The sequence below is a fragment of the Rhizobium sophoriradicis genome (assembly GCF_003939025.1).
Taxonomy (GTDB): Bacteria; Pseudomonadota; Alphaproteobacteria; order Rhizobiales; family Rhizobiaceae; genus Rhizobium; species Rhizobium sophoriradicis.
Genome location: NZ_RQIH01000026.1, coordinates 59,304 through 83,530, shown reverse-complemented (window position 1 = coordinate 83,530; position 24,227 = coordinate 59,304). Strand labels below are relative to the sequence as shown.

Sequence of the window (24,227 nt, the reverse complement as noted above, 5' to 3'; positions counted from 1 at the left end):
GAACACAAACCAGCAATCGCTAATCCGCTTGAGTTTCTTTAGAGCGAGAGACTTCGTCGCCAGCAGCGCCGCCGCCCTCGTTCAGTGAGTGGGCTTATAGAACCAACCCCTTTTCCAAGTCAACAGCCATACCAAAAGTTTTTTGACATTTTTGTAACAGGCTGAAAATCAAGGGGTGTTAGCAACCATCTCCAAAAACGACGGAATCCACCGCCCGAATGGGCGGTTTTGCAGATTCGTTTTCGCCTAATCCCGAAGAACGGCTTCGGCGAGGGAGACAAGACCTATATAGGAAGCCCGGCCCGGAATTCCAGGGCGCTTGCTTATAACGCGCCTCGCTCGCTAATTTGGCGATGAAGACGAACCGGCGGAGTGAAGAATGCTTGTCCTCGATGAACAACAGACGCGCGCGGCCCTACCCTGGCCGGAACTGATCGAGGCGATCGCCCGCATGTTCCAAAGCGACTGCGTCATGCCGGTGCGCCATCACCATGAGATGGATGTGCCTGATGAGGAGAGCGCGACGCTGCTGCTGATGCCCGCCTGGGTTCCCGGCCGCTATGCCGGCGTGAAGACCGTCTCGGTCTTTCCCGGCAATATGCGGCGCGGCCTGCCGGCGATCTTCGGAACCTATCTTCTTTCCTCCGGCGCCACCGGCGAAATGCTGGCCGCCATCGACGGCGGCGAGCTGACCGCGCGGCGGACGGCGGCGGCATCGGCGCTGGCGGCACGTTATCTCGCCCGCCCCGACGCGGAGGAGCTGCTTGTCTGCGGCACCGGCCGGCTGTCGCTCAATCTGATGCTTGCCCACGGCACGACGCGGCCGATCAAGAGGTACCGGGTCTGGGGCCGAAACGGGCAAGCTGCCGAAAAGATCGCGACTGAAGCACGGGCGCTCGGGCTGGATGCCGAGGCGGTCACCCATGTGGAAGCGGCGGCGCGAACGGCCGATATCATTTCCTGCGCCACGCTTTCCAGCGAGCCGCTGATTTCAGGCGAATGGCTGAAATCAGGCGCCCATCTCGATCTCGTCGGCGCCTTCAAGCCGAGCATGCGCGAAAGCGACGACGAGGCCATCCGCCGTGCTTCGGTTTATGTCGATACCCGCGCCGGCGCCGTCAGCGAGGCCGGTGATATCGTCCAGCCGCTGAAAAGCGGTGTGCTCAGGGAAAGCGATATCCGGGCCGAGCTCGCGGAACTGGTCAGTGGTGCCCAGGGCGGGCGCAGCCATGATGACGAAATCACGCTGTTCAAGTCGGTCGGTGCAGCGCTCGAGGATCTTGCCGGGGCGATTCTCGCCTATGAGACAGTGACGGGCCGAAAGTGACGATCAGCGCATCATTGCCGGAGCTTCCGGTTTCACACGTCCTGCCGGCCGTCGGTGCGGCGTTGGCCAATGAGGGGCGCGCCGTCCTTTCCGCGCCGCCTGGCGCGGGCAAGACGACGCTCGTGCCGCTTTACCTGCTTGACCAGGCCTGGCGCGGCGACGGCAAGATCATCCTGCTGGAGCCGCGGCGGCTGGCGGCGCGGGCGGCGGCAAGCCGGATGGCGTCGTTGATCGGTCAACAGGTTGGCGGCACGGTCGGCTACCGCATGCGCCTCGACAACCGGATCTCGGCGGCGACACGGATCGAAGTGGTGACTGAAGGGGTCTTTGCCCGGATGATCCTCGACGATCCCGAACTCACCAGTGTCTCCGCCGTGATCTTCGACGAATTCCACGAGCGTTCGCTCGATGCCGATTTCGGGCTGGCGCTGGCGCTCGACGTTCGATCCGCCCTGCGCGAGGATCTGCGCATCCTCGTGATGTCGGCGACCCTCGACGTCGAACGTGTGGCCGCCCTGCTCGACCATCCGCCTGTCATCGAAAGCCTGGGGCGCAGCTTTCCGATCGATATCCGTTACCAGGATCGACCGGGCGGCGAGCGCATCGAGGATGCCGTCACGCGGGCGATAGTCGACGCACACGCCAATGAGGCCGGCTCGATCCTGGCCTTCCTGCCCGGCCAGGCGGAAATCACGCGAACCGCCGAACGCCTGGCAGGACGATTCGGACCCGAAACACTGATTGCGCCGCTCTACGGCAATCTCAGCCAGAAGGAGCAGGATGCGGCGATCCGCCCGGCACCTGCCGGAACGCGCAAGATCGTGCTTTCGACGTCGATTGCCGAAACCTCGATCACCATCGACGGCGTCAGGATCGTGATCGACAGCGGGCTGCAGCGCCTGCCGGTATTCGAGGCGTCAACCGGAATTACCCGGTTGGAGACGGTGCGCGTGTCGCGGGCTTCCGCCGATCAGCGAGCCGGCCGTGCCGGCCGAACGAAACCGGGCATTGCCATCAGGCTGTGGCACCAGGGACAGACGGCGGCCCTGCCGGCCTTCACGCCGCCGCAGATCCTTTCCAGCGATCTCTCCAGCCTGGTGCTCGATCTCGCCCATTGGGGCGTCCAGGATCCGGCATCGCTTGCTTTTGTCGACCAGCCGCCGGAGACAACGCTTAAGGAGGCGCGGGCGCTGCTCGGCCAGCTCGGCGCGCTCGACAAGGATGGAGCGCTGACGGGGCGCGGCAAGATGATGCGCGATCTCGCTCTGCCGCCGCGGCTTGCCGCCATGGTGGTTTCATCAGGCGAATCCGGACATGCCAGGGATGCGGCGTTGATCGCCGTGCTTCTCACCGAACAGGGACTGGGCGGAACGAATATCGACATCGAGGAGCGGCTGCGGCGCTTCAAGGCCGAGCGCGGCGAAAGAGCAGAGGCCTCGCGGCGGCTGGCCGGGCGGCTGGCAAGCGGCCTCGACAGAGTTGCCGCAGCGGCGCCGGCGCTTGCGGGGCAGCTGCTGCTGCATGCTTTTCCGGATCGGATCGCGCTTCAGCGCGGCGGGCGCGGCCGATTCGTGATGGCGAACGGGCGCGGCGCCGAGCTGCCGGAAACCGAGAGGTTGGCCGGCAGCCAGATGCTTGTCATCGCCGACCTGACCGGACGGGCGGCGCAGGCGCGGGTTCTGGCGGCAGCCGAGGTAACCCGCGGCGACATCGAAGCCGAACTGCCGGGCGAGATCAAAACCGGCGATCAAATCTTATTCGACCGGCAAAGCCGGCAAGTCAGGGCGCGGCGAGCAACCCGGCTCGGCGCGATCGTCTTCGAAGAGACACCCTTGCCACGCCCCTCAGGGGCCGCGGTCACCCAGGCGCTGATGGAAGGCGTGCGCGAGCTCGGGCTCGATCAGCTTGCCTTCTCGAAGGAGGCCGTGCAGCTTCGCGAGCGGATCGGATTTCTTTACAGGACGATCGGCGATCCGTGGCCCGATGTCAGCGATGAGGCCCTGCTTTCCCGGCTGGAAGACTGGTTCGGCCCGTTTCAGACCGAAGCCCGCGGCCTCTCCGAAATTTCAGCGGCCGGGCTGTCGAACGGCCTGATGTCGCTGGTGCCGCACGCGTTGCAACGCGAGCTCAGCCGGCTTGCGCCGACCCATTTCGAAGCGCCGACCGGCCAGCGGCATCCAATCCAATATGAAGGCGAGGAGCCGGTTCTGACGATCCGCGTGCAGGAGCTGTTCGGCCTAAAGCAGCACCCGGCGATTGCCGGAGGCCGCCTGCCACTGCTGCTCGAACTCACCTCGCCGGCGCACCGGCCGATCCAGACGACACGCGACCTGCCGGGCTTCTGGGCCGGCTCGTGGAGGGATGTGCGCGCCGATATGCGCGGCCGCTATCCCCGCCATCCCTGGCCGGAGCGGCCGGAAGAGGCGTTGCCGACGACACGGGCAAAACCGCGTGGTACATGAGGCCCATTGAAGGAGCCCCTCGGCATGATTGACAAGACGGAAAGCCCCACGCTGGAGGATCGGCACAGCAGCCGCAGGCTGCGCCTGCAGACGCTGGTGCGGCTGCGCTGGCTTGCGGTCGGTGGGCAGGCGCTGACGGTTTTCGTCGTTGCCTTTTGGCTGAAATTTCCCTTGCCGCTGATCGCCAGCTCCTCGCTGATCGCCGCCCTTGCCGGGGTGAATTTCTACCTGACGATCCGCTACCCTCCGACACACCGGCTGGGACCACCGGCTGCATTTGCACTGCTCGGCTTCGATCTTCTGCAGCTCTGCGCACTGCTTTTCATCACCGGCGGCCTTGCCAATCCTTTCGCAGCGCTCGTCTGCGTGCCTGTTATTATCTCCTTTGCCTCGCAGCCGATCCGTTACAGCACCGCGCTGATCGGCGTTGCGATGGTCTGCATCACCGTGCTTGCCTTTTCCCCCTTTCCGCTGCCCTGGTTCGACGGGGCGGAGATCAACGTCCACAATGTCATGCAGTTCGGCGTCTGGTGCTCGATCGCCTCGACAATGGCGTTTGCCGCTTTCTATGCCTACCGGGTTTCGATGGAGGCCGGTCAGCTTGCCGATGCGCTGGCTGCGACCGAACTGGTGCTACAGCGGGAAAAACACCTTTCGCAGCTTGACGGACTGGCGGCGGCGGCCGCCCACGAGCTCGGAACGCCGCTTGCAACGATCAGCGTCGTCGCCAAGGAAATGGAGCGGGAACTCAAGGACGACGACCGCTTCCGCGAGGACGTGATGCTGCTGCGCAGCCAGAGCGAACGCTGCCGTGACATCCTGCGGCGACTGACGACGCTTTCCTCGGAAGACGAGGCGCATATGCGCCGCCTGCCGCTGTCTTCGATGATCGAGGAGATCGTTGCGCCGCACCGGGAATTCGGTATCCGATTGGAGCTGATCGAAAAAAGCCCGCGCAAGGACGAACCGGTGACCGACCGCAATGCTGGTATTATGTACGGGCTCGGCAACCTGATCGAAAATGCCGTCGACTATGCCCGGGAGAAGGTGACCGTGACGGTCGAGCATGATCACGACAAGGTGCGGATCGTCATCGAGGACGACGGCAACGGTTATGCGCCCGATATTCTGACGCGGATCGGCGAGCCCTATGTGACCAAGCGGCAGAAGGAGGATACGGCCGGCGGGCTCGGGCTCGGACTGTTCATCGCCAAGACGCTGCTGGAACGCTCCGGCGCATCGCTGATTTTCGAGAACCGCGACCCGGAAAGTGCCGGCGCGCGCATCCGCATCGAATGGCCGCGGATGCTGATAGATGCAAATTCGACAAAATGAAATTATGGGCATAAACAGGATTTGCGGTTGACCGAGCTCGGGCGCGGAACCGCCGGGACCGAAGACGATGACAGAACAAACTCATGAAAATCTCGCCGCCTCAGATGAAGACCATATCGGTCCCGACGCTAGCCTGCTGATCGTTGACGACGACGGGCCGTTCCTGCGCCGGCTGGCCAGGGCGATGGAGACACGCGGCTTCCAGGTGGAGACCGCCGAATCAGTCGCCGAAGGCGTTGCAAAATCGAAAGGGCGACCGCCGAAATATGCGGTGGTCGACCTTCGGCTCGGCGACGGCAACGGGCTCGACGTCATCGAAGCGATCCGCCAGCGGCGCGACGACACCAGGATCATCGTACTGACCGGCTACGGCAATATTGCCACGGCAGTGACGGCGGTAAAACTCGGGGCCGTCGACTATCTCGCAAAGCCCGCCGATGCCGACGACGTGTTCTCGGCGCTGACGCAGCGGCCGGGCGAAAAGGCGGAGCTTCCCGAAAACCCGATGTCAGCCGACCGGGTGCGTTGGGAACACATCCAGCGGGTCTATGAAATGTGCGAGCGCAATGTTTCGGAAACGGCGCGCCGGCTCAACATGCACCGGCGCACGCTGCAGCGCATCCTCGCCAAACGCGCGCCGAAATAGCAAACACGCCGCCGTCAGATTGGCGGCCTCAATCTCACTCAGGCGCAAGCCAAGCTGCGGCAGGCCGAAATAAATGAAGAAGAGCTGATGAGCTCCACATCGGCCGTTACGGCTTCAGCCGGGCCTCGCCAGGCTCCCGGGCCAGTCGCACGACCGGCCCAGCTTTTTACGGTCACAGGCTCTTGTCGAGCGGCTGGTGAAGCCACTTCATCGAGATGTCGTCCAACGTGCCGTCCTTCTTGGAGGCGGCGATGATCTCGTTAACCTTGGCCATCAGTTCCGGCTCGTTCTTGTTCATGCCGACATAGCAGGGCGAGTTCTTGATCAGGAACTTCAGTTCGGGTTTACGGGGCGGATTCTTGTCAAGAATTGCGGCGGCCACGACATTGCCGGTCACCACTGCTACGACCTGACCCGACAGGAAGGCCGAGATCGTGCCGATATTGTCCTCGTAGCGCTTGATGGTCGCATCGGCAGGCGCAACCTTCGTGAGCTCCAAATCCTCGATCGAACCGCGGGTCACGCCGACGACCTTTCCGGACAGATCGTCAAGCGATTTGATCGCCACGTCGTCTGGAGCGAAGACGCCGTTGAAATAGGGCGCGTAAGCATCGGAGAAGTCGATCACCGCTGCGCGTTCCGGGTTCTTGCCAAGGCTCGAGATTACCAGATCGACCTTTTTCGTCTGCAGATATGGTACGCGGTTTGCGGATGTTACCGGCACCATCTCGAGCTTCGCCCCGAGTTTCTCAGCGATGAGCGTCGCCATGTCGATATCATAGCCCTGAGGCTTCATGTCGGTGCCGACAGAACCGAACGGCGGGAAATCCTGCGGGACCGCTATGCGGACCGTCTTGCTGGACGTAATGTCCGACAACGTGTCGGCACGGGCTGCTGAAACAGGGAGGGCCAGGCTGAGGGCGGCGCTTCCCACGGCGGCGGCAAGGATAGCGATGAAGTGCCTCTTATGCATTGATTGTTCCTTTCCAGTTTGGCGTTCGTCAGTGGCAGGCGTGCAAATTCGACGTGCAGGGCACGTCTGCGGTGCGGCAACGAGCGACCAAGGCAGGCAAGACGAATCTTCCTTGCGCGACTGGACGGTCATGGGCTTATACGAAAGCGTGCGACGGCATGTGCAGTGCCGCGGCTCTGCCATTCATCCCAGTTCCCCTTTGGCGCGCCCATATTTTTCGGCGTCGTTCCCTGCTGGCAATTACGATACACAAATTTCAGATTGTCAACAGATCGATACTAGTGTTTTAATCCGACCACGAAATGAGGCCTTCATGACAGAAGCGACGCGCAAGCCGCGCATGCTCGAAAAACGCATCCAGAGCCAGTACGACGATCTTCCGGGCAGCGAGCGCGCGCTCGCCGATCTGATCCTGGAATTTCCCGGCGACCTCCTGGTTTATTCAGCGACGGAGCTCTCCGAGCGCGGCGGCGTCTCGAAAGCGGCCGTTACCCGTTTCGTCAAACGCCTCGGCTATCAGGATTATCGCGAGATGCAGCGCGAGGTCCGGGAGGCGCAGGAAGCCGGAGAGCCGGTTTATCTCAATACCGGCCTGCTCGGACCCGCGCCCGACAGCACCCGTCTGCAACAGCATCTCGAGCGCGATATCGCCAATCTGCGTCAGACCTTCGAGGCGGTGAGTCCTGACGATCTCGGCGAGGTCGTTCGCCGTTGCCTCACGGCTCGGCGAGTCTGGGTTCTCGGCTTTCGCAACAGCTACTTTTTCGCCGCCTACCTCCGCCGGCAACTGATCCAGGTCCGCTCCGACGTCACGCTTCTCCCGGCTGCCGGGCAGACGTTGATGGAGGAGCTGGCCGGCGCTACGCCTGACGATCTAATGATTGCCGTCGGCCTGCGACGCCGAACGCCGGCGCTGGGGCGCGCGATGAAGATCGTTCGCGATCTCGGCGTGCCCATCGCCTTTTTCACCGATCGCGTAGCGGTCACCACCCCGAAGTTTGCGACCTGGACCTTTCCCTGCCAGGTGCGGGGCATGTCGCTGTTCGATTCCTATGTCGCGGTGATCAGTCTTGCCAACTACCTCTGCACCGAAGTCGTTGCCGCGGCCGGCGAAGGAGGGCGCGAGAGGCTGAGCCGCATCGAAGATCTCTTTGCGCTGATGGAAGAGATCGACCCCAGCAATTGATGTCGCTCCGGCATTGGGGCCGGAGCAGAAGGAAATGCGATGCTGATTGATGAAATTGAGCTTTTCCACGTTGCGATGCCGCTCAAGGCGCCATGGCGGACGGCCTTTGGCGAGGAGACCACCATCGACTCGATCCTGGTTCGGTTGAGGGGAGAGGGCCAAGACGGCTGGGGTGAGACCGCACCTTATCGCCTGCCGCAGTTTTCGCCGGAATGGGCTTCCGGAGCTTTTGCGCTGCTACGCGACGTCATGGCGCCGGCACTGATCGGCAAGCGCATCGACAGTGCTGAAATTCTGCAGGAGGAACTGGCGCCGCTGAAGGGCAATCATTTCGCGAAGGCCGGCCTCGATACCGCCTGGTGGGATCTTGCCGCGAAGCTCGCCGGCGAGCCGCTCTGGAAGATGATCGGCGGAAAGGGACCGGACGCAATCGTCGGCGCCGATATATCGGTGCTGGATGATCTCGACGAACTCGTCGCAGCGGTCGGCAAGACGCAGGAGGACGGTTTCCAGAGGACGAAACTGAAATTCCGTCGTGGATGGGGGCTCGAAATGGTCGCCCGCGTGCGCGAAGCCTTCCCCGATGCGGTTCTGCATGTCGATTGCAACAGCGCGTTCACGCTTGATGATATCGCCATGTTTCGCGAACTCGACCGATTCGGCCTCGCGATGATCGAGCAGCCGCTTGCCTATGACGACCTCATAGACCACGCGCGTCTCCAAGCCGAACTGAAGACGCCGATCTGCCTGGACGAGAGCATCACAACGCTCGACCGGGCCCGAAAGGCGATTGATATCGGCGCCTGCGGCTGGATCAACATCAAGCCCGGCCGGGTCGGCGGCTTGACCAATGCAATCGCCATTCATGACCTCTGCGCTGCCCACGATATTCCCTGCTGGATCGGCGGCATGCTTGAATCCGCTGTCGGACAAGGACCGGCGCTCGCGCTGTCGACGCTCTCCAACGTCAAATATCCCTGCGACATCTTCCCAAGCGATCGGCTTTATCAGACGGATCTCTCGGAGCCGGAAATCGTCCTTAGCGGACCGGGGCGCATCACGGCATCGGATCAGCCTGGCCATGGGTTTTGGCCCAATTCAGAACGCCTGACGCGTGTTTCGCGCGCATATGCTGCCGTTTCCAATAAGGCGCGCCGCGATCCTTCCAGTTCGCGCCTTGCGCTTTAGAACTCTCTCGCATGTCGGATCGTTTGCAGGAGGGCGGATTCCTACGCCGTTAGACGTCGTCCACCGTGAACGGTTTTCCGTTCGCCCATTCGGCCATCATCAGCCTTTGGGCGGCGGCACGCGAGAAATTGAGCGTGACGGATTTGCGTGTGGCCGGCGCCATACGGTGTTCCGGCGCGTCGCGAAGCATATGGGCGCCGTAGCCGTCCGAGAGGAAAAGCCCGCACTCCTCCGGGAAGATGTCGAGCGGCACGCCTTCGTGAGTCGCGAAGAACAGCCGGTCGCAATGCAGCCTGTATTCCGGCCATTTGCGGTCCACCCTGAAATCCTCGATCGAGGTCTTGATTTCGATGATCCAGACCTCGCCCTTTTCCGAAATGGTAATCAGATCGGCACGGCGGCCGCTGGCGAGCGGCAGTTCGGGCAGCACGGCGTGGCGCATTTCATGCAGCAATATCTGCGTTCCCCGCCGCACCATCATGGCCCTGTCCGATTGCCGGCCATCGATTAACGGATTGTTATTGTAAACGCTCAAAATCGTCATGGATAACCATCCCAGGGGCTGGCGTGTTGTTGCAAAAAAACCATGCGCTTTTAATTTGCGCGGCAGACGGATTTGCCGCCCAGCAGCAGCCTTGCAAAGCGCAAGTTAATCGAAAATAAACCATAATCAACGATGGTCGAAAGACCGTTCTCCTTGCCCGAAAACTTCAAGAGTCATCTATGCGCATTCGCAATGCATTCCCTGTATTTGGCCTGCTGACGACGCTCGCACTGGCCGGCTGCTCCACGACATCAGACAGCGCATCCGTCGACGACAAGGGCGCAGGCCCGACGGTACAGACTGCTCAAATCTTCAATGACGCCTATGGCGTGACGAAGGATGCCGGATACTCCCTGCCGGCGATCCCGATCGACAGGGTCAAGCCGCAGTTCCGCCGCCAGGTCGTCAGCTACCAGACCACCGAGCGTCCCGGCACGATCATCGTCAACACGCGCGAGCGCTTCCTCTATTACATCCTGCCCAACGGCAAGGCGATGCGCTACGGCATCGGCGTCGGCAAGCAGGGCTTTGCATGGGCGGGCACCGCCTACGTCGCCTGGAAGCAGGAATGGCCGACCTGGCACCCGCCGAAGGAAATGGCCGTTCGCCGCCCCGACGTCGCCAAATATGTCGAAGACGGCATGGGCCCGGGTCTCAGCAATCCGCTCGGCGCACGCGCCATGTATCTCTTCAACGAGGACGGCAAGGACACGCTCTTCCGCCTGCACGGCACGCCGGAATGGGCTTCGATCGGCACCGCCGCTTCCTCGGGCTGCATTCGCCTGATGAACCAGGACGTCATCGACCTCTACAGCCGCGTTCGTCCCGGCAAGGGCACGTCCAAGGTCGTCGTCATCCAGTAAGGTAATTGCCTAATCGGTATAAAAAAGGCCGCCGGACCATCGTTCCGGCGGCCTTTCTTATTCTCGTCGCGATCTTCAGATTCGCTCGTTGCGCTTTAGCTCCTTGTTTTTGCGCCTGTCGTTGGCGCAAAACCGCTGCATAGTTTTGCGCGACATGCTAGGCGCTCAACCGGCCTGCTTGGCCTTGAGCTCGAGGCGGCGGCGGTGAAGCACCGGCTCGGTATAGCCGTTCGGCTGTTCCCTGCCCTTCAACACCAGCTCGAGAGCGGCCTGGAAAGCGATCGACCCATCGAAATTGCCGGCCATCGGCCGATAGGCAGGGTCCTGCTGGTTCTGTTTGTCGACAACGGTGGCCATTCGCTTCATCGTTTCGACGATCTGAGCTTCGCTGACCACCTTGTGATGCAGCCAGTTCGCCATGTGCTGGGCCGAAATGCGCAAAGTGGCGCGATCCTCCATCAGGCCGACATTGTTGATGTCGGGCACCTTCGAGCAACCGACGCCCTGATCGACCCAGCGCACGACGTAGCCGAGGATGCCCTGCGCGTTGTTGTCGAGCTCGCGCTGGATTTCCTCCTGAGACCAGTTCGGCCGCACCGCGACCGGCACCGAGAGAATGTCGGAGAGTTTGGCGCGGGCACGATCCTTCAGCCCCTGCTGGACACGGGCGACGTTGACGCGATGATAATGCGTCGCGTGAAGCGTCGCAGCCGTCGGCGACGGCACCCAGGCGGTGTTGGCGCCGGCTTTGGGATGGGCGATCTTCTGCTCCAGCATCGCCGCCATCAGATCCGGCATCGCCCACATGCCCTTGCCGATTTGAGCATGGCCGGCGAGGCCGCATTCGAGGCCGATATCGACATTCCAGTTCTCATAGGCCGATATCCAGGCGGCCTGGCGCATGTCACCCTTGCGAATCATCGGACCAGCTTCCATCGAGGTATGAATCTCGTCGCCGGTGCGATCGAGGAAGCCGGTATTGATGAAGACGACGCGCTCGCGGGCGGCGCGGATGCACTCCTTGAGATTGACCGTCGTGCGGCGCTCCTCGTCCATAATGCCCATCTTGATGGTGTTGCGCGCCACCCCAAGCGCATCCTCGACCCGCGAGAAGATCTCGACGGCGAAGGCGACTTCTTCCGGTCCATGCATCTTCGGCTTGACCACATACATCGAGCCGGTGCGGGAATTTTTCCTGCGGCCGGCCGGGCCAATATCGTAGAGCGCGATCAGGCCGGTGATGACGGCATCCATGATGCCCTCGGGCACTTCGTTGCCGTCACGGTCGAGAATGGCCGGGTTGGTCATGAGGTGGCCGACATTGCGCACCAGCATCAGCGAGCGGCGATGCAGTTCGAAGGCGGTCCCATCCGGACCTCTATATTCCAGATCGGGGTTGAGCTTGCGGATAAAGCTCGCGTCGCCCTTTGCGACTTCTTCCTGCAGATCGCCCTTCATCAGGCCGAGCCAGTTGCGGTAGGCGACGACCTTGTCCTCGGCGTCGACGGCGGCAATCGAATCCTCGCAGTCCATGATCGTGGTGATTGCCGATTCGAGCCAGACATCGGAAATATGGGCCGGATCGGTCTTGCCGATCGCCGTTGCCGGATCGATGACGATCTCGATGTGGATGCCGTTGTTCTTCAGAAGAAGATGCGTAGGAGCGGCGGCATCGCCGCGATGTCCGGCAAAATGCCCGGCATCCCTGAGCATTGCCTGTTCGCCGTCGACCGATTTGATGACAAGCGCGCCATCCCTAACGGCGAAGCTGCCGACATCCTTCCAGCTGCTCTCCTGCAGCGGCACCGATGCATCGAGGAAATCGCGCACCCAGGCGATGACCTTCTCGCCGCGCTTCGGATTGTATCGCTTGCCCTTTTCGGCGCCGTCGCTCTCGGGAATGGCGTCCGTGCCATAGAGCGCATCATAAAGCGAACCCCAGCGGGCATTGGCGGCGTTGAGGGCATAACGCGCGTTCATGACGGGAACGACGAGCTGCGGACCGGCGATCGAGGCGATCTCGGGATCGACATTCTGTGTCGAAACCTGGAAGTCCGACCCCTCAGGCAGGAGATAGCCGATTGCGCGCAGGAAAGACTGGTAGTCATCCATATCGGTCGGAGCGCCGTGCTGGCGATACCAGTCGTCGATCTTGAGCTGCAACTCGTCGCGCTTCTTCAGCAGCGCCCGATTCTTGGGCGCGAGATCATGGACGATCGCTGAAAAATCGGCAAAGAACTTGTCCGCATCGATCGCCAGACCGGGCAGAACCTCCTGGACGAGGAAATCATGAAGGACGGCTTCGACGGCAAGACCGTTCTTATCAATACGGCTCATTCGACATTCTCCCTGGCAACGACGTTGAATGCTGCCACTTTGCCCGGCTTTCATTCACAGTCAATTCCGCAATAATTCGAAAGATTTATGCCGCCTGGGAAATTATGCGTGGCGTCACGCGCATCGGTAGTCCGTTCTGCGGCTGCGTCGTCAGCTTCTGCACCGGCCAGGGGTTCGTCGCTTCCGTCTGGTCGAAGCGGAAACGGTGCATCATGACCGCAAGCGCGATCACCGCCTCCTGCAGGGCAAAGGTCGCTCCGATGCAGACGCGCGGACCGGCGCCGAACGGCAGGAATTGGAAACGGCCGATGCTGCCGCGATTTTCCGGGAAGAATCGTTCCGGCATATAGGCGCGCGGCTTGTCCCAATAGAGTTCGTGACGGTGCAGCGTCCAGGGCATGATGAGCACGGTGATGTCGGCAGGTATCCCGACCCTTTCACCCTTCGCATTGATCCAGACGTCATCTGCGATCGCGGCGCGATTGATCGAGGGTGCGGGAGGATAGAGCCGCAGCGCCTCCTCGAACGCGGCCCGCGTCACCGGCATCAGATCCAGCCATTCGACGGGGTCGGCGCCGGTTGCGAGAACAGCGTCGATCTCCGTTTCCATGGCTTCGCGAATATGCGGACTGTTTGCGACACAATAGAGCGTCCAGGCCAGCGCCCGCGCAGTCGTCTCGTGGCCGGCGCCGATGAAGGTCAGGATGTTGTCCTCGATCTCATCCTTGGTCAGGCCGTCGGGACCGGCCTGTTCGAGAAGCAGGGTCAGAAAATCGTCCGGTGCGCCGGCGCGATCGGCCTTCATCTTCGCAAGCCGCATATCCATCGTATCACGCACGATTGCCCTGAATTTCTCCAGCACCTTCTGGCCGCCGATGCGGGTAAGGCGCGGCACCCAGGAGGGCGCGCGCAACAGGTCCATCGGATCGACGCGGCCCATGCGGTGGAGAAGCTGGTTGACGTCATCGGCGAAATGGCCGCTGGAGGAGACGATTTCACCGGAGAAAAGCGTTTCGGCAAGAATCGCAAAGGTGAGATCGGTCATGTCGGCGGCGATATCGAAGACCTGGCCGGCCGGACCGGCGCCCTCGTATTTGCGGACGTATTCTTCGGATTGCCGCAGCATCTGGCCGGCGAAACCCTTTGCGTGGCGCGGCGTGAAGACGGGTGCGACCGCTTTTCGCGACCGTTTCCAGACCTGCCCCTCCGCCGTCAGCAGGCCGTCCCGCAGGATCGGCCGCAACACCAGCTGGCGAATGTCGGACATGCGATAGTTCGCTGCGTTGTCGACCAGCACGTGTTTGATCAGGCCGGGATCGTTGACGATCAGTGTGTGCTGACCGAAGAAACTCGTCTTGATCCAGGGCAGCGTGTAGGACGGCTCACCCCACAGTTCGAGCGGATTGCGCAGGATGATGCGGATGATCTCAAGCCGGCTCGGCGGCACGGTGCGCGGCAGCGGCGCCGGCGGAACGAAGGGATCAGGACGCATGTCCATCGGAAAAGCCTTTCGGGGAAGATCAACGCTTCCCGTCAGGCTTGAAGCTAGAGCAGGCCCATGAGTTCGTCCAGCTTGTCGTTGATCAGCCAGCCGTAATAATTCTCTTCGGGCCAGACGGTCGCACCGGAAGAACGGTTTTTCGCAGCAAGTGCCGCGGCGCGCTGGCGCGAATTGCCGACATTATACAGCGTCGCCGTCAGGCCGGGATTGCCCGAGATATCCATGCCGGCAATCTCCTTGTAATCGTCGATCGACCTGCGGATGGAAGCGGCGACGAAGGCGAGCGAGATATCGGGGTCCATAATCGCCCTGTAAACGGCGCCGGCATTCTTCTCGTTCAGCTTCGGATAACCCGACACGCGACTGACGAGATCGGAGAGCATCAGCGCCGTCAGCGGATTGACCTGGCCGAGGCCAAAAGTCTGGCCGGCATAAAAGGGCTGGAAGAAGACCGCGCTGAACCGGTTATTGGGGAAGCTCTGGCCGCCGACCGTCTTGCCGCGGAAATCGCTTTCCCAGACATCTTCCCGGCAGGACCAGAGCGTGTAGGAATCGCTCTTGCCCTTGCACTGAGCAAATTGCGGCCGCGCCACGAAATCATCGACGCTTTCGCCGTCATAGGCGAAGCGGAAGCTTTCTCCGGCGTAGGAGGCGGCCTTGACATAATAGGCCTGCAGCCGGTCATAGGCGTCGACATTATAGGTGTGCTCGCCGACAATCGCGCCGATGACATGGATGGGATTGATGCCGTAAGCGCCGGAAACCTTGCGGATCTTGGCCATCAGCTCGCGATCGGTCGCCAGAAGCTCATGGACCTTCTCGTATTTCAGATCGAAGCTGCTCTTGGTGCCCTTGGTGCGGCGAACGGAAGCGCCCGGAATATCGGGCTGCTCGGCGTGACGGTTGCCCGCCGGAACGGTCTGCATGGCGAAGGCCGGCGCCGAATTCACCAGGGCAGCGGCAATCAAAAGGCTTGTCAAAAGGCGTCGCACGATCCGCTATCCCGTCCGTTCATCGTCCTGTTCGCGATGCGGCTGACTGGACCAGAATCTTGGCCGAATAAAGCCGCAGCGGAAAACAAAACGGGCCTTCACTAGAAAGTAAAAGGCCCGCTGTCGAGAGTGGATTTCGTCACAATGCGGCAGTCACGCCGGTAAAGAGATGAAGCGGTGCGCCGACATCACAGAATGAAGCGCGAGAGATCGGTATTCTGTGCGAGATCGCCGACATGTTCGCGCACATAGGCTGCATCGATGGTGATGGCCGTGCCGCCGCGATCAGGGGCGTTGTAGGAAATATCGTCCAGGACCCGCTCCATCACCGTCTGCAGGCGGCGCGCGCCGATATTCTCGACCGAGGAGTTCAAATGCACCGCGACATCGGCCAGAGCGTCGATCGCGTCGTCGGTGAAATCGAGGCTCAGGCTTTCGGTTTCCATCAGCGCGCGATACTGGCGGATGAGGCTCGCTTCCGTCTCGGTCAGGATCCGGCGGAAATCCTCCTTGTTCAGCGCCCGCAACTCGACGCGAATCGGCAGGCGGCCCTGGAGCTCCGGGAGAAGATCCGAAGGCTTGGAGACATGGAAGGCGCCGGAGGCGATGAACAGGATATGGTCAGTCTTCACAGGCCCGTATTTGGTCGAGACGGTCGTGCCTTCGACGAGCGGAAGAAGGTCGCGCTGCACGCCTTCGCGGGAAACACCGGCACCCATGCCGCCGTCGCGGGCTGCGATCTTGTCGATTTCGTCGAGGAAGACGATGCCGTCATTCTCGGTCGAACGAACGGCCTCGCGCTGGATCACCTCATTGTCGATCAGCTTGTCGGATTCGTCGCGAATCAGATCGGTATAGGAGGCCTTGACCGTGGTGCGGACCTTCTTGGTGCGGCCGCCCATCGCCTTGCCGAACATTTCCGACAAATTGAGCACGCCGATATTGGCGCCCGGCATGCCGGGGATCTCGAAGCCGCCCATGCCGGTACCGGTATCTGCCACTTCGATGTCGATTTCCTTGTCGTCGAGTTCGCCGTCCCTCAGCTTCTTGCGGAAGTTTTCACGGGTGGCGGGCGACGCGGTCGTGCCGACCAGCGCATCCAGGACACGCTCCTCCGCGCTGACATGCGCCTTGGCCTGGACCTCTCCCCGCTTCTTTTCACGCACCAGGCCGATGCCGACCTCGACCAAGTCGCGGATGATCTGCTCGACATCGCGGCCGACATAGCCGACCTCGGTGAATTTGGTGGCTTCCACCTTGATGAAAGGCGCTCCGGCGAGTTTTGCCAGGCGGCGGGAGATCTCGGTCTTGCCGACGCCGGTCGGGCCAATCATCAGGATGTTCTTCGGCATGACTTCGTCTCGCAGGCTCGGGTCGAGCTGCTGGCGGCGCCAGCGATTGCGCAGCGCAATCGCAACGGCACGTTTGGCGTCATGCTGGCCGATGATGTAGCGATCGAGTTCGGAAACGATCTCGCGGGGGGAAAAGGTGGTCATTGCGTATCATTCTCCTGGCAGCACGGGGCCTTCAGCGGCGCCCGGCCGGAATTCGTCGTTGTTTCGTCAAGTCCCTGAAAGTCAATCCCGGCCCAGCGGCCGAAAAGCATAAGGTTCAGCCTTCGACATCCAGCGATTCCACCACGAGATTGTGGTTCGTATAAACGCAGATGTCGGCGGCGATTTCGAGGGCGCGGCGGGCGATCTCTTCGGCCGATTTGTCGGTGTCCATCAGCGCGCGGGCGGCGGCGAAAGCAAAATTGCCGCCGGAACCGATCGCCGTCGTACCATGCTCAGGCTCCAGGACGTCGCCATTACCCGTGATCGCCAGCGTAGTCGACTTGTCGGCGACGAGCATCATGGCTTCGAGATTACGCAGGTATTTGTCGGTGCGCCAGTCCTTGGCGAGCTCGACGGCGGCGCGCATCAGCTGGCCGGGATATTGCTCCAGCTTCTTTTCAAGCCTTTCGAGCAGGGTGAAGGCATCGGCGGTGGCGCCGGCAAAACCGGCGATCACTTCGCCCTTGCCGATGCGGCGCACCTTGCGGGCATTGCCCTTCATCACGGTCTGGCCGAGGCTCACCTGGCCGTCACCCGCCATCACCACCTTGCCGCCTTTTCGAACAGTAATGATCGTTGTCATAAAACACCTGTCTGCCCATGACGCGGGCTTTTACCTCGACCGCACATCGGCCTTGTTGAGCCCTATGTAAGCAGGCCGGAGCCGATTGCAAATGGGCCGGCTTTCTCTGCCCCGGCTTCTGGATATTTGCCGATGCGCCTGATAAGGAACGGCCTTATTCCGATGGAGGGCCAAATGGCCGAGACCGCAGCAAGCCGCACGGGCAGCGTTTCCCGCAAGACCAACGAGACCTCGATTTCCGTTTCCGTCAATCTCGACGGCACCGGCAAATCGAAGATTTCGACCGGCGTCGGCTTCTTCGACCATATGCTCGACCAGCTTTCGCGGCATTCCCTCATCGACATGGAAATCGACGCCAAGGGCGACCTGCATATCGACGACCATCATACGGTCGAGGATACCGGCATTGCGATCGGCCAGGCGATCTCCAAGGCGCTCGGCGACCGGCGCGGCATCACCCGCTATGCCTCGATCGATCTTGCCATGGACGAGACGATGACCAAGGCAGCGGTCGATCTTTCCGGCCGGCCTTTCCTCGTCTGGAACGTCGCCTTCAGCGCGCCTAAAATCGGCACCTTCGACACCGAGCTCGTGCGCGAATTCTTCCAGGCGCTCGCTCAGAATGCCGGCATCACTTTGCATATTCTCAACCATTATGGCGCCAACAACCACCATATTGCCGAGACATGCTTCAAGGCCGTCGCCCGCGCATTGCGCACGGCGACAGAGATCGATCCGAGACAGGCAGGCCGTGTTCCCTCAACGAAGGGCACGCTCGTCTGAGCCTCTCAAGGGAGCGGCGACAATGACATCCAGCTATATTTTCCTGACGCCGCCCGGCAGCGCAGGCACTCGCCTTGAGGAGACGCGGGTGATCCGCGACGCCTTCACATGGCTTGGTTTACTGTTTCCATGGGCATGGCTGCTGGTCCATCGGCTGTGGCTCTACGCGGTGGCGGCCTTTCTGATGCAGGCAATCGGCGGCGTGCTGATGGACGAACCGGGTCTCTGGCCGGCGGGAGCGGCAATCACGCTGGGCGTGAACCTGCTGGTCGGTCTGGAGGGCCAGAACCTGCGTATTCGCAACCTCGCCGGCAAGGGCTGGAACGAAGACGCGCTCATCGCGGCCGATACGATCGGCATTGCCGAAGACGTCTACTTCTCCGACAAAGCGGTCCAGCCCGATACTGACGCCGCCGTGCCGAGCTGGGACAACAAGACCCGACTGAGCAGCCCGCATGGCCAGGCCACATCGCTTGGTCTCTTTGGTTTTGATGGAGGACGCTGACGATGCGCGTCGCGATTATCGACTATGGTTCCGGCAATCTGCGCTCGGCCACCAAGGCTTTTGAGCGGGCCGCGCGCGAGGCGGGCATCGATGCGCAGATCGATCTCACCGACAAGGCTGAGGATGTTGCCGCCGCCGATCGCATCGTGCTCCCGGGCGTCGGCGCCTATGCCGATTGCCGGCGCGGCCTCGATGCCGTGCCCGGCATGGCCGAGGTGCTGGTCGAGGCTGTCGAAAGGAGGGCGCGGCCGTTCCTCGGCATCTGCGTCGGCATGCAGCTCATGTCCTCGCGCGGCCTCGAGAAGACGGTGACGCACGGTTTCGGCTGGATCCCCGGTGACGTCATCGAGATGACGCCTGACGATCCCGCGCTGAAAATTCCGCAGATCGGCTGGAACACGCTTGATCTGAAGCGAGAACATCCGCTCTTCGACGGCATTCCGACGGGAGCGCAAGGGCTGCACGCCTATTTCGTCCACTCCTACCATCTCGCCGCCGAAAATGCCGACGACGTCATCGCGACGGTCGATTATGGCGGGCCGATGACGGCTCTCGTCGGGCGCGACAACATGGTGGGCGCTCAGTTCCACCCGGAAAAGAGCCAGAAGCTCGGCCTCGCCCTCATCGCCAATTTCCTGCGCTGGAACCCGTAATACCGCCGCCTTATTTTTCCTTTATGGAAAAGGTGGAACAGGAGTGCGCTCGATGCCGGCTTCGCGGAAATCAGGCAAGGTGTTCTATACGCTGAGACCCTCCAGAGAGGGCCTGCCGCCCTTCTCGGACATCCGGCTTCCCGATGGAACGATCATCCGCCGCGTCGATGAGACCATTCACAGGAGAGCACTTTCCAATGCGGCCAAGGTGTTGACAGAAAGGCTGGACCGATGATCCATGAATTCCTTGCCGGCAACGAGAATTCGCAACTGCGCGCCAACGGCATCAACGCCAGCGACATCACTGAAGCCGTGCTGGAATTTTATATCGAAGGCGAGGACGATCTGATCGGCCTGCTTGCCTATGCCCTCTACGAGCGGCAGAAGCGCGACTTCGTGCTCAGCTACCGCAAGCGCAATGCCGGCCGTTCGCCCAACGAGGCCGAGCTTGCCGCCGTCTCCGGCAATTATCTCTCGACCGACCTGCGCAATACGCTGCGCGACCGCGCCTCGCAGATCCTTGCCAGTTATGCCGAAACCTATGTGGAGGCGATGGAGCCGGAGATCCGGCTCGCCGCCGTCAACAGCCAGGCGCTGCGGGAGGTTCGCGACATCGAGAAATCGATGAGGCGACGCCTCGGCTTCTGGCGTCAGGTTCGCGCCGGCTTGAGCATCACCCTGTTGCTGCTTCTGCTTTTCGGCGCGGCCACCATTGCCGCTGTCTTTTTCCGCTCGGATATCGTAGATGCGTGGAATGCGCTGATGATATCGACCAGTTTACGGACGTAAGACGACATGATCCTTTTTCCCGCGATCGATCTGAAGGGCGGCCAATGCGTCCGCCTGAAGCTCGGCGACATGCAGCAGGCGACGGTCTACAATACCGATCCTGCCGCCCAGGCGAAATCATTCGAAGACCAGGGTTTCGAATGGCTGCATGTGGTCGATCTCGACGGCGCCTTTGCGGGCCATTCGGCCAATGGCGAGGCCGTCGAAGCGATCCTCAAGGCGACGAAGAATCCGGTGCAGCTCGGCGGCGGCATCCGCACGCTCGATCATATCGAGGCCTGGCTCGCGCGCGGGCTGCGTCGCGTCATTCTCGGCACGGTGGCGGTCAGAAATCCTGATCTGGTCATCGAGGCCTGCCGGAAATTTCCCGGTCACGTCGCCGTCGGCATCGATGCCAAAGGCGGCAAGGTGGCGGTCGAAGGCTGGGCGGAAGCTTCCGAACTCGGCGTCATCGAGCTCGCCAAAAAATTCGAGGGCGCCGGCGTCGCCGCGATCATCTACACCGATATCGACCGGGACGGCATCCTTGCCGGCATCAACTGGGCTTCGACGCTGGAACTTGCCGGTGCGGTCTCCATTCCCGTCATCGCCTCCGGCGGCCTTGCCTCGCTCGACGACGTCAGACGCATGCTGGAGCCGGATGCAGGCAAGCTCGAAGGCGCAATTTCGGGCCGTGCGCTTTATGATGGCCGTATCGATCCCAGGCAAGCGCTGGCGCTGATCAAGGCCAGCAGGGCCAAGGAGACTGCGTAATGACCCTCAAGGCCCGCGTCATCCCCTGCCTCGACGTCAAGGACGGACGCGTCGTCAAGGGCGTCAACTTCCTCAATCTCGTCGATGCCGGCGATCCCGTCGAAGCGGCGAAGGCCTATGATGCGGCCGGCGCCGACGAACTCTGCTTTCTCGACATCACCGCCTCCTCCGACAATCGCGAGACGATTTTCGATGTCGTCTCACGCACGGCCGACCAGTGCTTCATGCCGTTGACGGTCGGCGGCGGGGTGCGCACCATCGCCGATATCCGCAAGCTGCTGCTCTGCGGCGCCGACAAGGTCTCGATCAACTCGGCCGCGGTCAGCAATCCCGACTTCGTCACTGAAGCGGCCGACAAGTTCGGCGACCAGTGCATCGTCGTCTCGATCGACGCCAAGCGCCGGCGCACGCAGGCGGTCGGCGGCGACAATCTCAGCGCCTGGGAAATCTACACGCATGGCGGCCGCAACGCGACCGGCATCGACGCCGTCGAATTCGCCCAGAAGATGGTGGCGCGCGGCGCGGGAGAACTCTTGGTCACCTCGATGGACCGCGACGGCACCAAGGTCGGCTACGACCTGGAATTGACCCGGGCGATTGCCGACGCGGTGCGCGTGCCAGTCATTGCCTCCGGCGGTGTCGGCGACCTCGACGACCTCGTCGCCGGGGTGAAGGAGGGTCATGCCAATGCGGTGCTCGCCGCCTCGATCTTCCACTTCGGCACCTATTCCGTGGCCGAGGCCAAACACTATATGTCGAAGTGCGGCATCGATATGCGTCTCGACTGAAGCTTGAAAGCGAACATATGAGCGGATTTTCCCTTTCCGATCTCGAAAGGATCGTTGAAGAGCGATCGAAAGCCTCGCCGGAAGAATCCTGGACGGCAAAGCTCGTGAACGCCGGCCAGCCGAAAGCGGCAAAGAAGCTCGGTGAAGAAGCGATCGAAGCCGTGATGGCGGCGGTAACCGGCGACCGCGACAATCTGACCTATGAAGCCGCGGATGTGCTCTATCACCTATTGGTCGTATTGAAGATTGCTGAAATACCGTTAGAGAATGTCATGGCCGAACTCGAGCGCAGAACCGCGCAGTCCGGTCTCAAGGAAAAGGCCAATCGGCAGAGTTCATGAGTATCGCGACTGAGATTATCGGGGTGCCGGAAACATTGGATCACTTCCAGTCGGAATCCTATTCGCCCTACCACTTCTTCTCTTCCGAACAATGGGCGAAGTTCCGCGCCGATACGCCGCTGACGCTGACGAGCGACGAGGTCAAGCGGCTGCGTTCAATGGGCGACCCGATCGATCTCGACGAGGTCAGGCGCATCTATCTGTCGCTGTCGCGGCTGCTGTCAGCGCATGTCGAATCCTCGCAAATGCTGTTCGAACAGCGCAACCGCTTCCTGAGCCTCTCCGACGTGACGAAGACGCCCTTCGTCATCGGCATCGCCGGCTCGGTCGCGGTGGGAAAATCGACCACCGCCCGTATCCTCAAGGAACTGCTGGGGCGCTGGCCCTCCAGCCCGAAGGTCGATCTCATCACCACCGACGGCTTCTTGCATCCGAACGCCGTGCTGCAGCGGGAAAAGCTGATGCAGCGCAAGGGTTTTCCGGAAAGCTACGACACGGCCGCGATCCTGCGCTTCCTCTCGGCGATCAAGGCCGGCCGGCCGGACGTGCAGGCGCCCTGCTATTCGCATCTCGTCTATGACGTGCTGCCGGACGAATACAAGATCGTCGACCGGCCCGATATCTTGATCTTCGAGGGCATCAACGTGCTGCAATCGCGCGACCTGCCGGCCGGCGGCAAGATCGTGCCGATGGTGTCCGACTTCTTCGACTTCTCGATCTATATCGATGCCGCGGAAGATCAGATCCACAACTGGTACGTCACACGCTTCATGCGGCTGCGCGAGACCGCCTTCCGCGATCCGAACTCCTATTTCCATCGCTACGCTTCGATCAGCGACGCGGAAGCGCTCGACATTGCCGGGGATCTCTGGGCGAACATCAACCTGAAGAACCTGCGCCAGAACATCCTGCCGACGCGGCCGCGCGCCGATCTCATCCTGAAAAAAGGCAAGGATCATCTGATCGAGCAGGTGGCGCTGCGAAAACTATAGCAGGCCATCATATCAGCCTATCAGTTCAGGGATTGACGCGGCGCAGCGTCAGATTGATGCGGCCGCCGTTCTTCAACAGCGTCGATGTTGCCGGATGAATCCGGTCGACGCCGTGGAAGCACAGCCTTCCCTCGCCGCCCAATACGACCAGATCACCGCTCGACAGTTTGAAAGATAGCGTGCGATCGTTACGGCTCAAACCACCGACGCGAAAGAGGCAGCTGTTGCCGAGCGAGATCGACACGACAGGCGCCTGCAGATTGCGCTCGTCCTTATCCTGGTGCAGGCCCATGCGCGCGTCGTCGGAATAGAAGTTGACGAGGCAGGCTTCCGGCGGTTTTTCATAACCCGATACGTCATTCCAGATATCGAGCAATGGCTGCGGTATGGCTGGCCAGGGCCTGCCGGTGACAGGATGCGTCGGCTGATAGCGATAGCCGTGCTCCTTGTCCGTCACCCAGCCGAGCGGCCCGCAATTGGTCATGCGCACCGACATCGGCTTGCCGGTGCCTGGCATGACGGGCACGAAGAGCGGCGCCTCGGCGACCACGGCACGGACCACCTCGACCAGCGCTTCCTGACGCGACCGGTCGAGATATTCAGGCAGATGTCGGACGCCGTTCGAGAGTTCGGGCATGTCAGTCGCCGCCGCCCGGGCGGCCGCGCATTTTCTTGACTTCCGAGCGGCCGGACTTTTCCTTCAGACGGCGCTCGACCGAACCCTTGGTCGGCTTGGTCTTCTTGCGCGGCGGCGGCGGCGGTTTGGCGGCCTGCAGAATCAGCTCCTTCAGCCGCTCGCGCGCGTCCTCACGGTTGCGATCCTGGCTGCGAAAGCGGCTCGCCTCGATCATCAACACGCCATCCTTCGACAGGCGCCGGCCGGCAAGCCTGATCGCATTGGCCTTGACGCGGTCATTGAGGGAGGGCGAATTCGCGACGTTGAAAAACAGCTGGACCGCCGTCGAAACCTTGTTGACGTTCTGACCGCCGGGGCCGCCTGCCAGAACGAACTGTTCCGTCAGCTCCCATCCTGAGATGGTGATCCTGTCGTCGATATAGAGCGCGTCGCTGGCCATGCGGCGTTCTATCTCATATCGGCAGCCGGTTGAAAATATCGGCCGTCAACGGAA

At 61.8% G+C, this 24,227-nt stretch carries 25 protein-coding genes; 16 read left to right on the top strand and 9 right to left on the bottom strand.

Annotated elements, in window-relative coordinates:
* The first annotated feature begins 379 nt into the window (after positions 1–379).
* The 4 genes from lhpI to EFR00_RS30875 all read left to right on the top strand — a co-directional run bounded on the left by lhpI (position 380) and on the right by EFR00_RS30875 (position 5,770).
* The gene (lhpI, locus tag EFR00_RS30890) at positions 380–1,327 is read left to right on the top strand and encodes a bifunctional Delta(1)-pyrroline-2-carboxylate/Delta(1)-piperideine-2-carboxylate reductase (protein WP_009997176.1); all 948 of its coding nucleotides are present in this window, start codon (positions 380–382) and stop codon (positions 1,325–1,327) included.
* Positions 1,324–3,789, top strand: coding sequence for an ATP-dependent helicase HrpB (gene hrpB, locus EFR00_RS30885; RefSeq protein ID WP_077992816.1), 2,466 nt, complete (start codon positions 1,324–1,326; stop codon positions 3,787–3,789). Before lhpI ends, hrpB begins: the two co-directional genes overlap by 4 nt.
* Positions 3,790–3,813: 24 nt before the next feature.
* Positions 3,814–5,124, top strand: coding sequence for an ActS/PrrB/RegB family redox-sensitive histidine kinase (locus EFR00_RS30880; protein ID WP_039622956.1), 1,311 nt, complete (start codon positions 3,814–3,816; stop codon positions 5,122–5,124).
* 67 nt (positions 5,125–5,191) lie between these two features.
* Positions 5,192–5,770 carry an ActR/PrrA/RegA family redox response regulator transcription factor gene (locus tag EFR00_RS30875; protein ID WP_077992815.1) on the top strand — a complete coding sequence of 193 codons (579 nt, stop codon included), beginning with the start codon at positions 5,192–5,194 and terminating at the stop codon, positions 5,768–5,770.
* 172 nt (positions 5,771–5,942) lie between these two features.
* On the opposite strand, the gene EFR00_RS30870 is transcribed toward EFR00_RS30875, so the two are convergent.
* On the bottom strand, positions 5,943–6,743 hold the full coding sequence (locus EFR00_RS30870) for a transporter substrate-binding domain-containing protein (RefSeq protein ID WP_077992814.1): 801 nt from the start codon (positions 6,741–6,743) through the stop codon (positions 5,943–5,945).
* A gap of 313 nt (positions 6,744–7,056) precedes the next feature.
* Here EFR00_RS30870 and EFR00_RS30865 point away from each other — a divergent pair, with 313 nt between their 5' ends.
* Together EFR00_RS30865 and menC are read left to right on the top strand one after the other, a co-directional pair.
* Positions 7,057–7,929 carry a MurR/RpiR family transcriptional regulator gene (locus EFR00_RS30865; protein WP_164519015.1) on the top strand — a complete coding sequence of 291 codons (873 nt, stop codon included), beginning with the start codon at positions 7,057–7,059 and terminating at the stop codon, positions 7,927–7,929.
* A gap of 39 nt (positions 7,930–7,968) precedes the next feature.
* On the top strand, positions 7,969–9,117 hold the full coding sequence (gene menC / locus EFR00_RS30860) for an o-succinylbenzoate synthase (RefSeq protein WP_077992812.1): 1,149 nt from the start codon (positions 7,969–7,971) through the stop codon (positions 9,115–9,117).
* A 49-nt stretch (positions 9,118–9,166) separates the two neighbouring features.
* Here menC and EFR00_RS30855 read toward each other — a convergent pair whose 3' ends face one another.
* Positions 9,167–9,661 (bottom strand): MmcB family DNA repair protein, encoded by a 495-nt coding sequence (locus EFR00_RS30855; RefSeq protein ID WP_009991089.1) that lies wholly within the window; start codon positions 9,659–9,661, stop codon positions 9,167–9,169.
* 179 nt (positions 9,662–9,840) lie between these two features.
* Here EFR00_RS30855 and EFR00_RS30850 point away from each other — a divergent pair, with 179 nt between their 5' ends.
* Positions 9,841–10,524, top strand: a complete 684-nt coding sequence (locus tag EFR00_RS30850; RefSeq protein ID WP_038685935.1) for a L,D-transpeptidase — start codon at positions 9,841–9,843, stop codon at positions 10,522–10,524.
* Positions 10,525–10,689: 165 nt separating this feature from the next.
* Here EFR00_RS30850 and EFR00_RS30845 read toward each other — a convergent pair whose 3' ends face one another.
* The 5 genes from EFR00_RS30845 to hslV all read right to left on the bottom strand — a co-directional run bounded on the left by EFR00_RS30845 (position 10,690) and on the right by hslV (position 17,493).
* Positions 10,690–12,861 carry a malate synthase G gene (locus EFR00_RS30845; protein ID WP_077992810.1) on the bottom strand — a complete coding sequence of 724 codons (2,172 nt, stop codon included), beginning with the start codon at positions 12,859–12,861 and terminating at the stop codon, positions 10,690–10,692.
* Between the two features lie 85 nt (positions 12,862–12,946).
* Positions 12,947–14,359 carry a cytochrome P450 gene (locus EFR00_RS30840; protein WP_077992808.1) on the bottom strand — a complete coding sequence of 471 codons (1,413 nt, stop codon included), beginning with the start codon at positions 14,357–14,359 and terminating at the stop codon, positions 12,947–12,949.
* A gap of 47 nt (positions 14,360–14,406) precedes the next feature.
* The gene (locus tag EFR00_RS30835) at positions 14,407–15,354 is read right to left on the bottom strand and encodes a DUF1402 family protein (protein WP_077992806.1); all 948 of its coding nucleotides are present in this window, start codon (positions 15,352–15,354) and stop codon (positions 14,407–14,409) included.
* A 188-nt stretch (positions 15,355–15,542) separates the two neighbouring features.
* Positions 15,543–16,850, bottom strand: a complete 1,308-nt coding sequence (gene hslU, locus EFR00_RS30830; RefSeq protein ID WP_038685927.1) for an ATP-dependent protease ATPase subunit HslU — start codon at positions 16,848–16,850, stop codon at positions 15,543–15,545.
* 115 nt (positions 16,851–16,965) lie between these two features.
* The gene (gene hslV / locus EFR00_RS30825) at positions 16,966–17,493 is read right to left on the bottom strand and encodes an ATP-dependent protease subunit HslV (protein ID WP_009984477.1); all 528 of its coding nucleotides are present in this window, start codon (positions 17,491–17,493) and stop codon (positions 16,966–16,968) included.
* 174 nt (positions 17,494–17,667) lie between these two features.
* Here hslV and hisB point away from each other — a divergent pair, with 174 nt between their 5' ends.
* Genes hisB through coaA form a run of 9 tightly spaced genes read left to right on the top strand, consistent with a single transcriptional unit; the run spans position 17,668 to position 23,097 of the window.
* Positions 17,668–18,276: an imidazoleglycerol-phosphate dehydratase HisB gene (gene hisB / locus EFR00_RS30820; RefSeq protein ID WP_010033258.1), complete on the top strand. Its 609-nt coding sequence runs from the start codon at positions 17,668–17,670 to the stop codon at positions 18,274–18,276.
* A gap of 22 nt (positions 18,277–18,298) precedes the next feature.
* Positions 18,299–18,781, top strand: a complete 483-nt coding sequence (locus EFR00_RS30815; protein ID WP_077992805.1) for a DUF2628 domain-containing protein — start codon at positions 18,299–18,301, stop codon at positions 18,779–18,781.
* Between the two features lie 2 nt (positions 18,782–18,783).
* Positions 18,784–19,434, top strand: a complete 651-nt coding sequence (hisH, locus tag EFR00_RS30810) for an imidazole glycerol phosphate synthase subunit HisH (RefSeq protein ID WP_009986217.1) — start codon at positions 18,784–18,786, stop codon at positions 19,432–19,434.
* A 52-nt stretch (positions 19,435–19,486) separates the two neighbouring features.
* Complete coding sequence (locus tag EFR00_RS30805; RefSeq protein ID WP_077992803.1) at positions 19,487–19,669, top strand: hypothetical protein; 183 nt, start codon at positions 19,487–19,489, stop codon at positions 19,667–19,669.
* The gene (locus EFR00_RS30800) at positions 19,666–20,223 is read left to right on the top strand and encodes a hypothetical protein (RefSeq protein WP_077992801.1); all 558 of its coding nucleotides are present in this window, start codon (positions 19,666–19,668) and stop codon (positions 20,221–20,223) included. Before EFR00_RS30805 ends, EFR00_RS30800 begins: the two co-directional genes overlap by 4 nt.
* A gap of 6 nt (positions 20,224–20,229) precedes the next feature.
* On the top strand, positions 20,230–20,976 hold the full coding sequence (gene hisA / locus EFR00_RS30795) for a 1-(5-phosphoribosyl)-5-[(5-phosphoribosylamino)methylideneamino]imidazole-4-carboxamide isomerase (RefSeq protein WP_077992799.1): 747 nt from the start codon (positions 20,230–20,232) through the stop codon (positions 20,974–20,976).
* Complete coding sequence (hisF, locus tag EFR00_RS30790) at positions 20,976–21,764, top strand: imidazole glycerol phosphate synthase subunit HisF (protein ID WP_077992797.1); 789 nt, start codon at positions 20,976–20,978, stop codon at positions 21,762–21,764. The genes hisA and hisF overlap by 1 nt, the downstream gene beginning before the upstream one ends.
* A 17-nt stretch (positions 21,765–21,781) precedes the next feature.
* Positions 21,782–22,105 carry a phosphoribosyl-ATP diphosphatase gene (locus EFR00_RS30785; RefSeq protein WP_009991382.1) on the top strand — a complete coding sequence of 108 codons (324 nt, stop codon included), beginning with the start codon at positions 21,782–21,784 and terminating at the stop codon, positions 22,103–22,105.
* Positions 22,102–23,097 carry a type I pantothenate kinase gene (gene coaA, locus EFR00_RS30780; RefSeq protein ID WP_077992795.1) on the top strand — a complete coding sequence of 332 codons (996 nt, stop codon included), beginning with the start codon at positions 22,102–22,104 and terminating at the stop codon, positions 23,095–23,097. The genes EFR00_RS30785 and coaA overlap by 4 nt, the downstream gene beginning before the upstream one ends.
* A 25-nt stretch (positions 23,098–23,122) precedes the next feature.
* Here coaA and EFR00_RS30775 read toward each other — a convergent pair whose 3' ends face one another.
* Both EFR00_RS30775 and arfB read right to left on the bottom strand, forming a co-directional pair.
* Positions 23,123–23,734 carry an alpha-ketoglutarate-dependent dioxygenase AlkB gene (locus EFR00_RS30775; protein WP_077992793.1) on the bottom strand — a complete coding sequence of 204 codons (612 nt, stop codon included), beginning with the start codon at positions 23,732–23,734 and terminating at the stop codon, positions 23,123–23,125.
* A gap of 1 nt (position 23,735) precedes the next feature.
* The gene (arfB, locus tag EFR00_RS30770; protein ID WP_009987587.1) at positions 23,736–24,173 is read right to left on the bottom strand and encodes an alternative ribosome rescue aminoacyl-tRNA hydrolase ArfB; all 438 of its coding nucleotides are present in this window, start codon (positions 24,171–24,173) and stop codon (positions 23,736–23,738) included.
* Between the last annotated feature and the right edge of the window lie 54 nt (positions 24,174–24,227).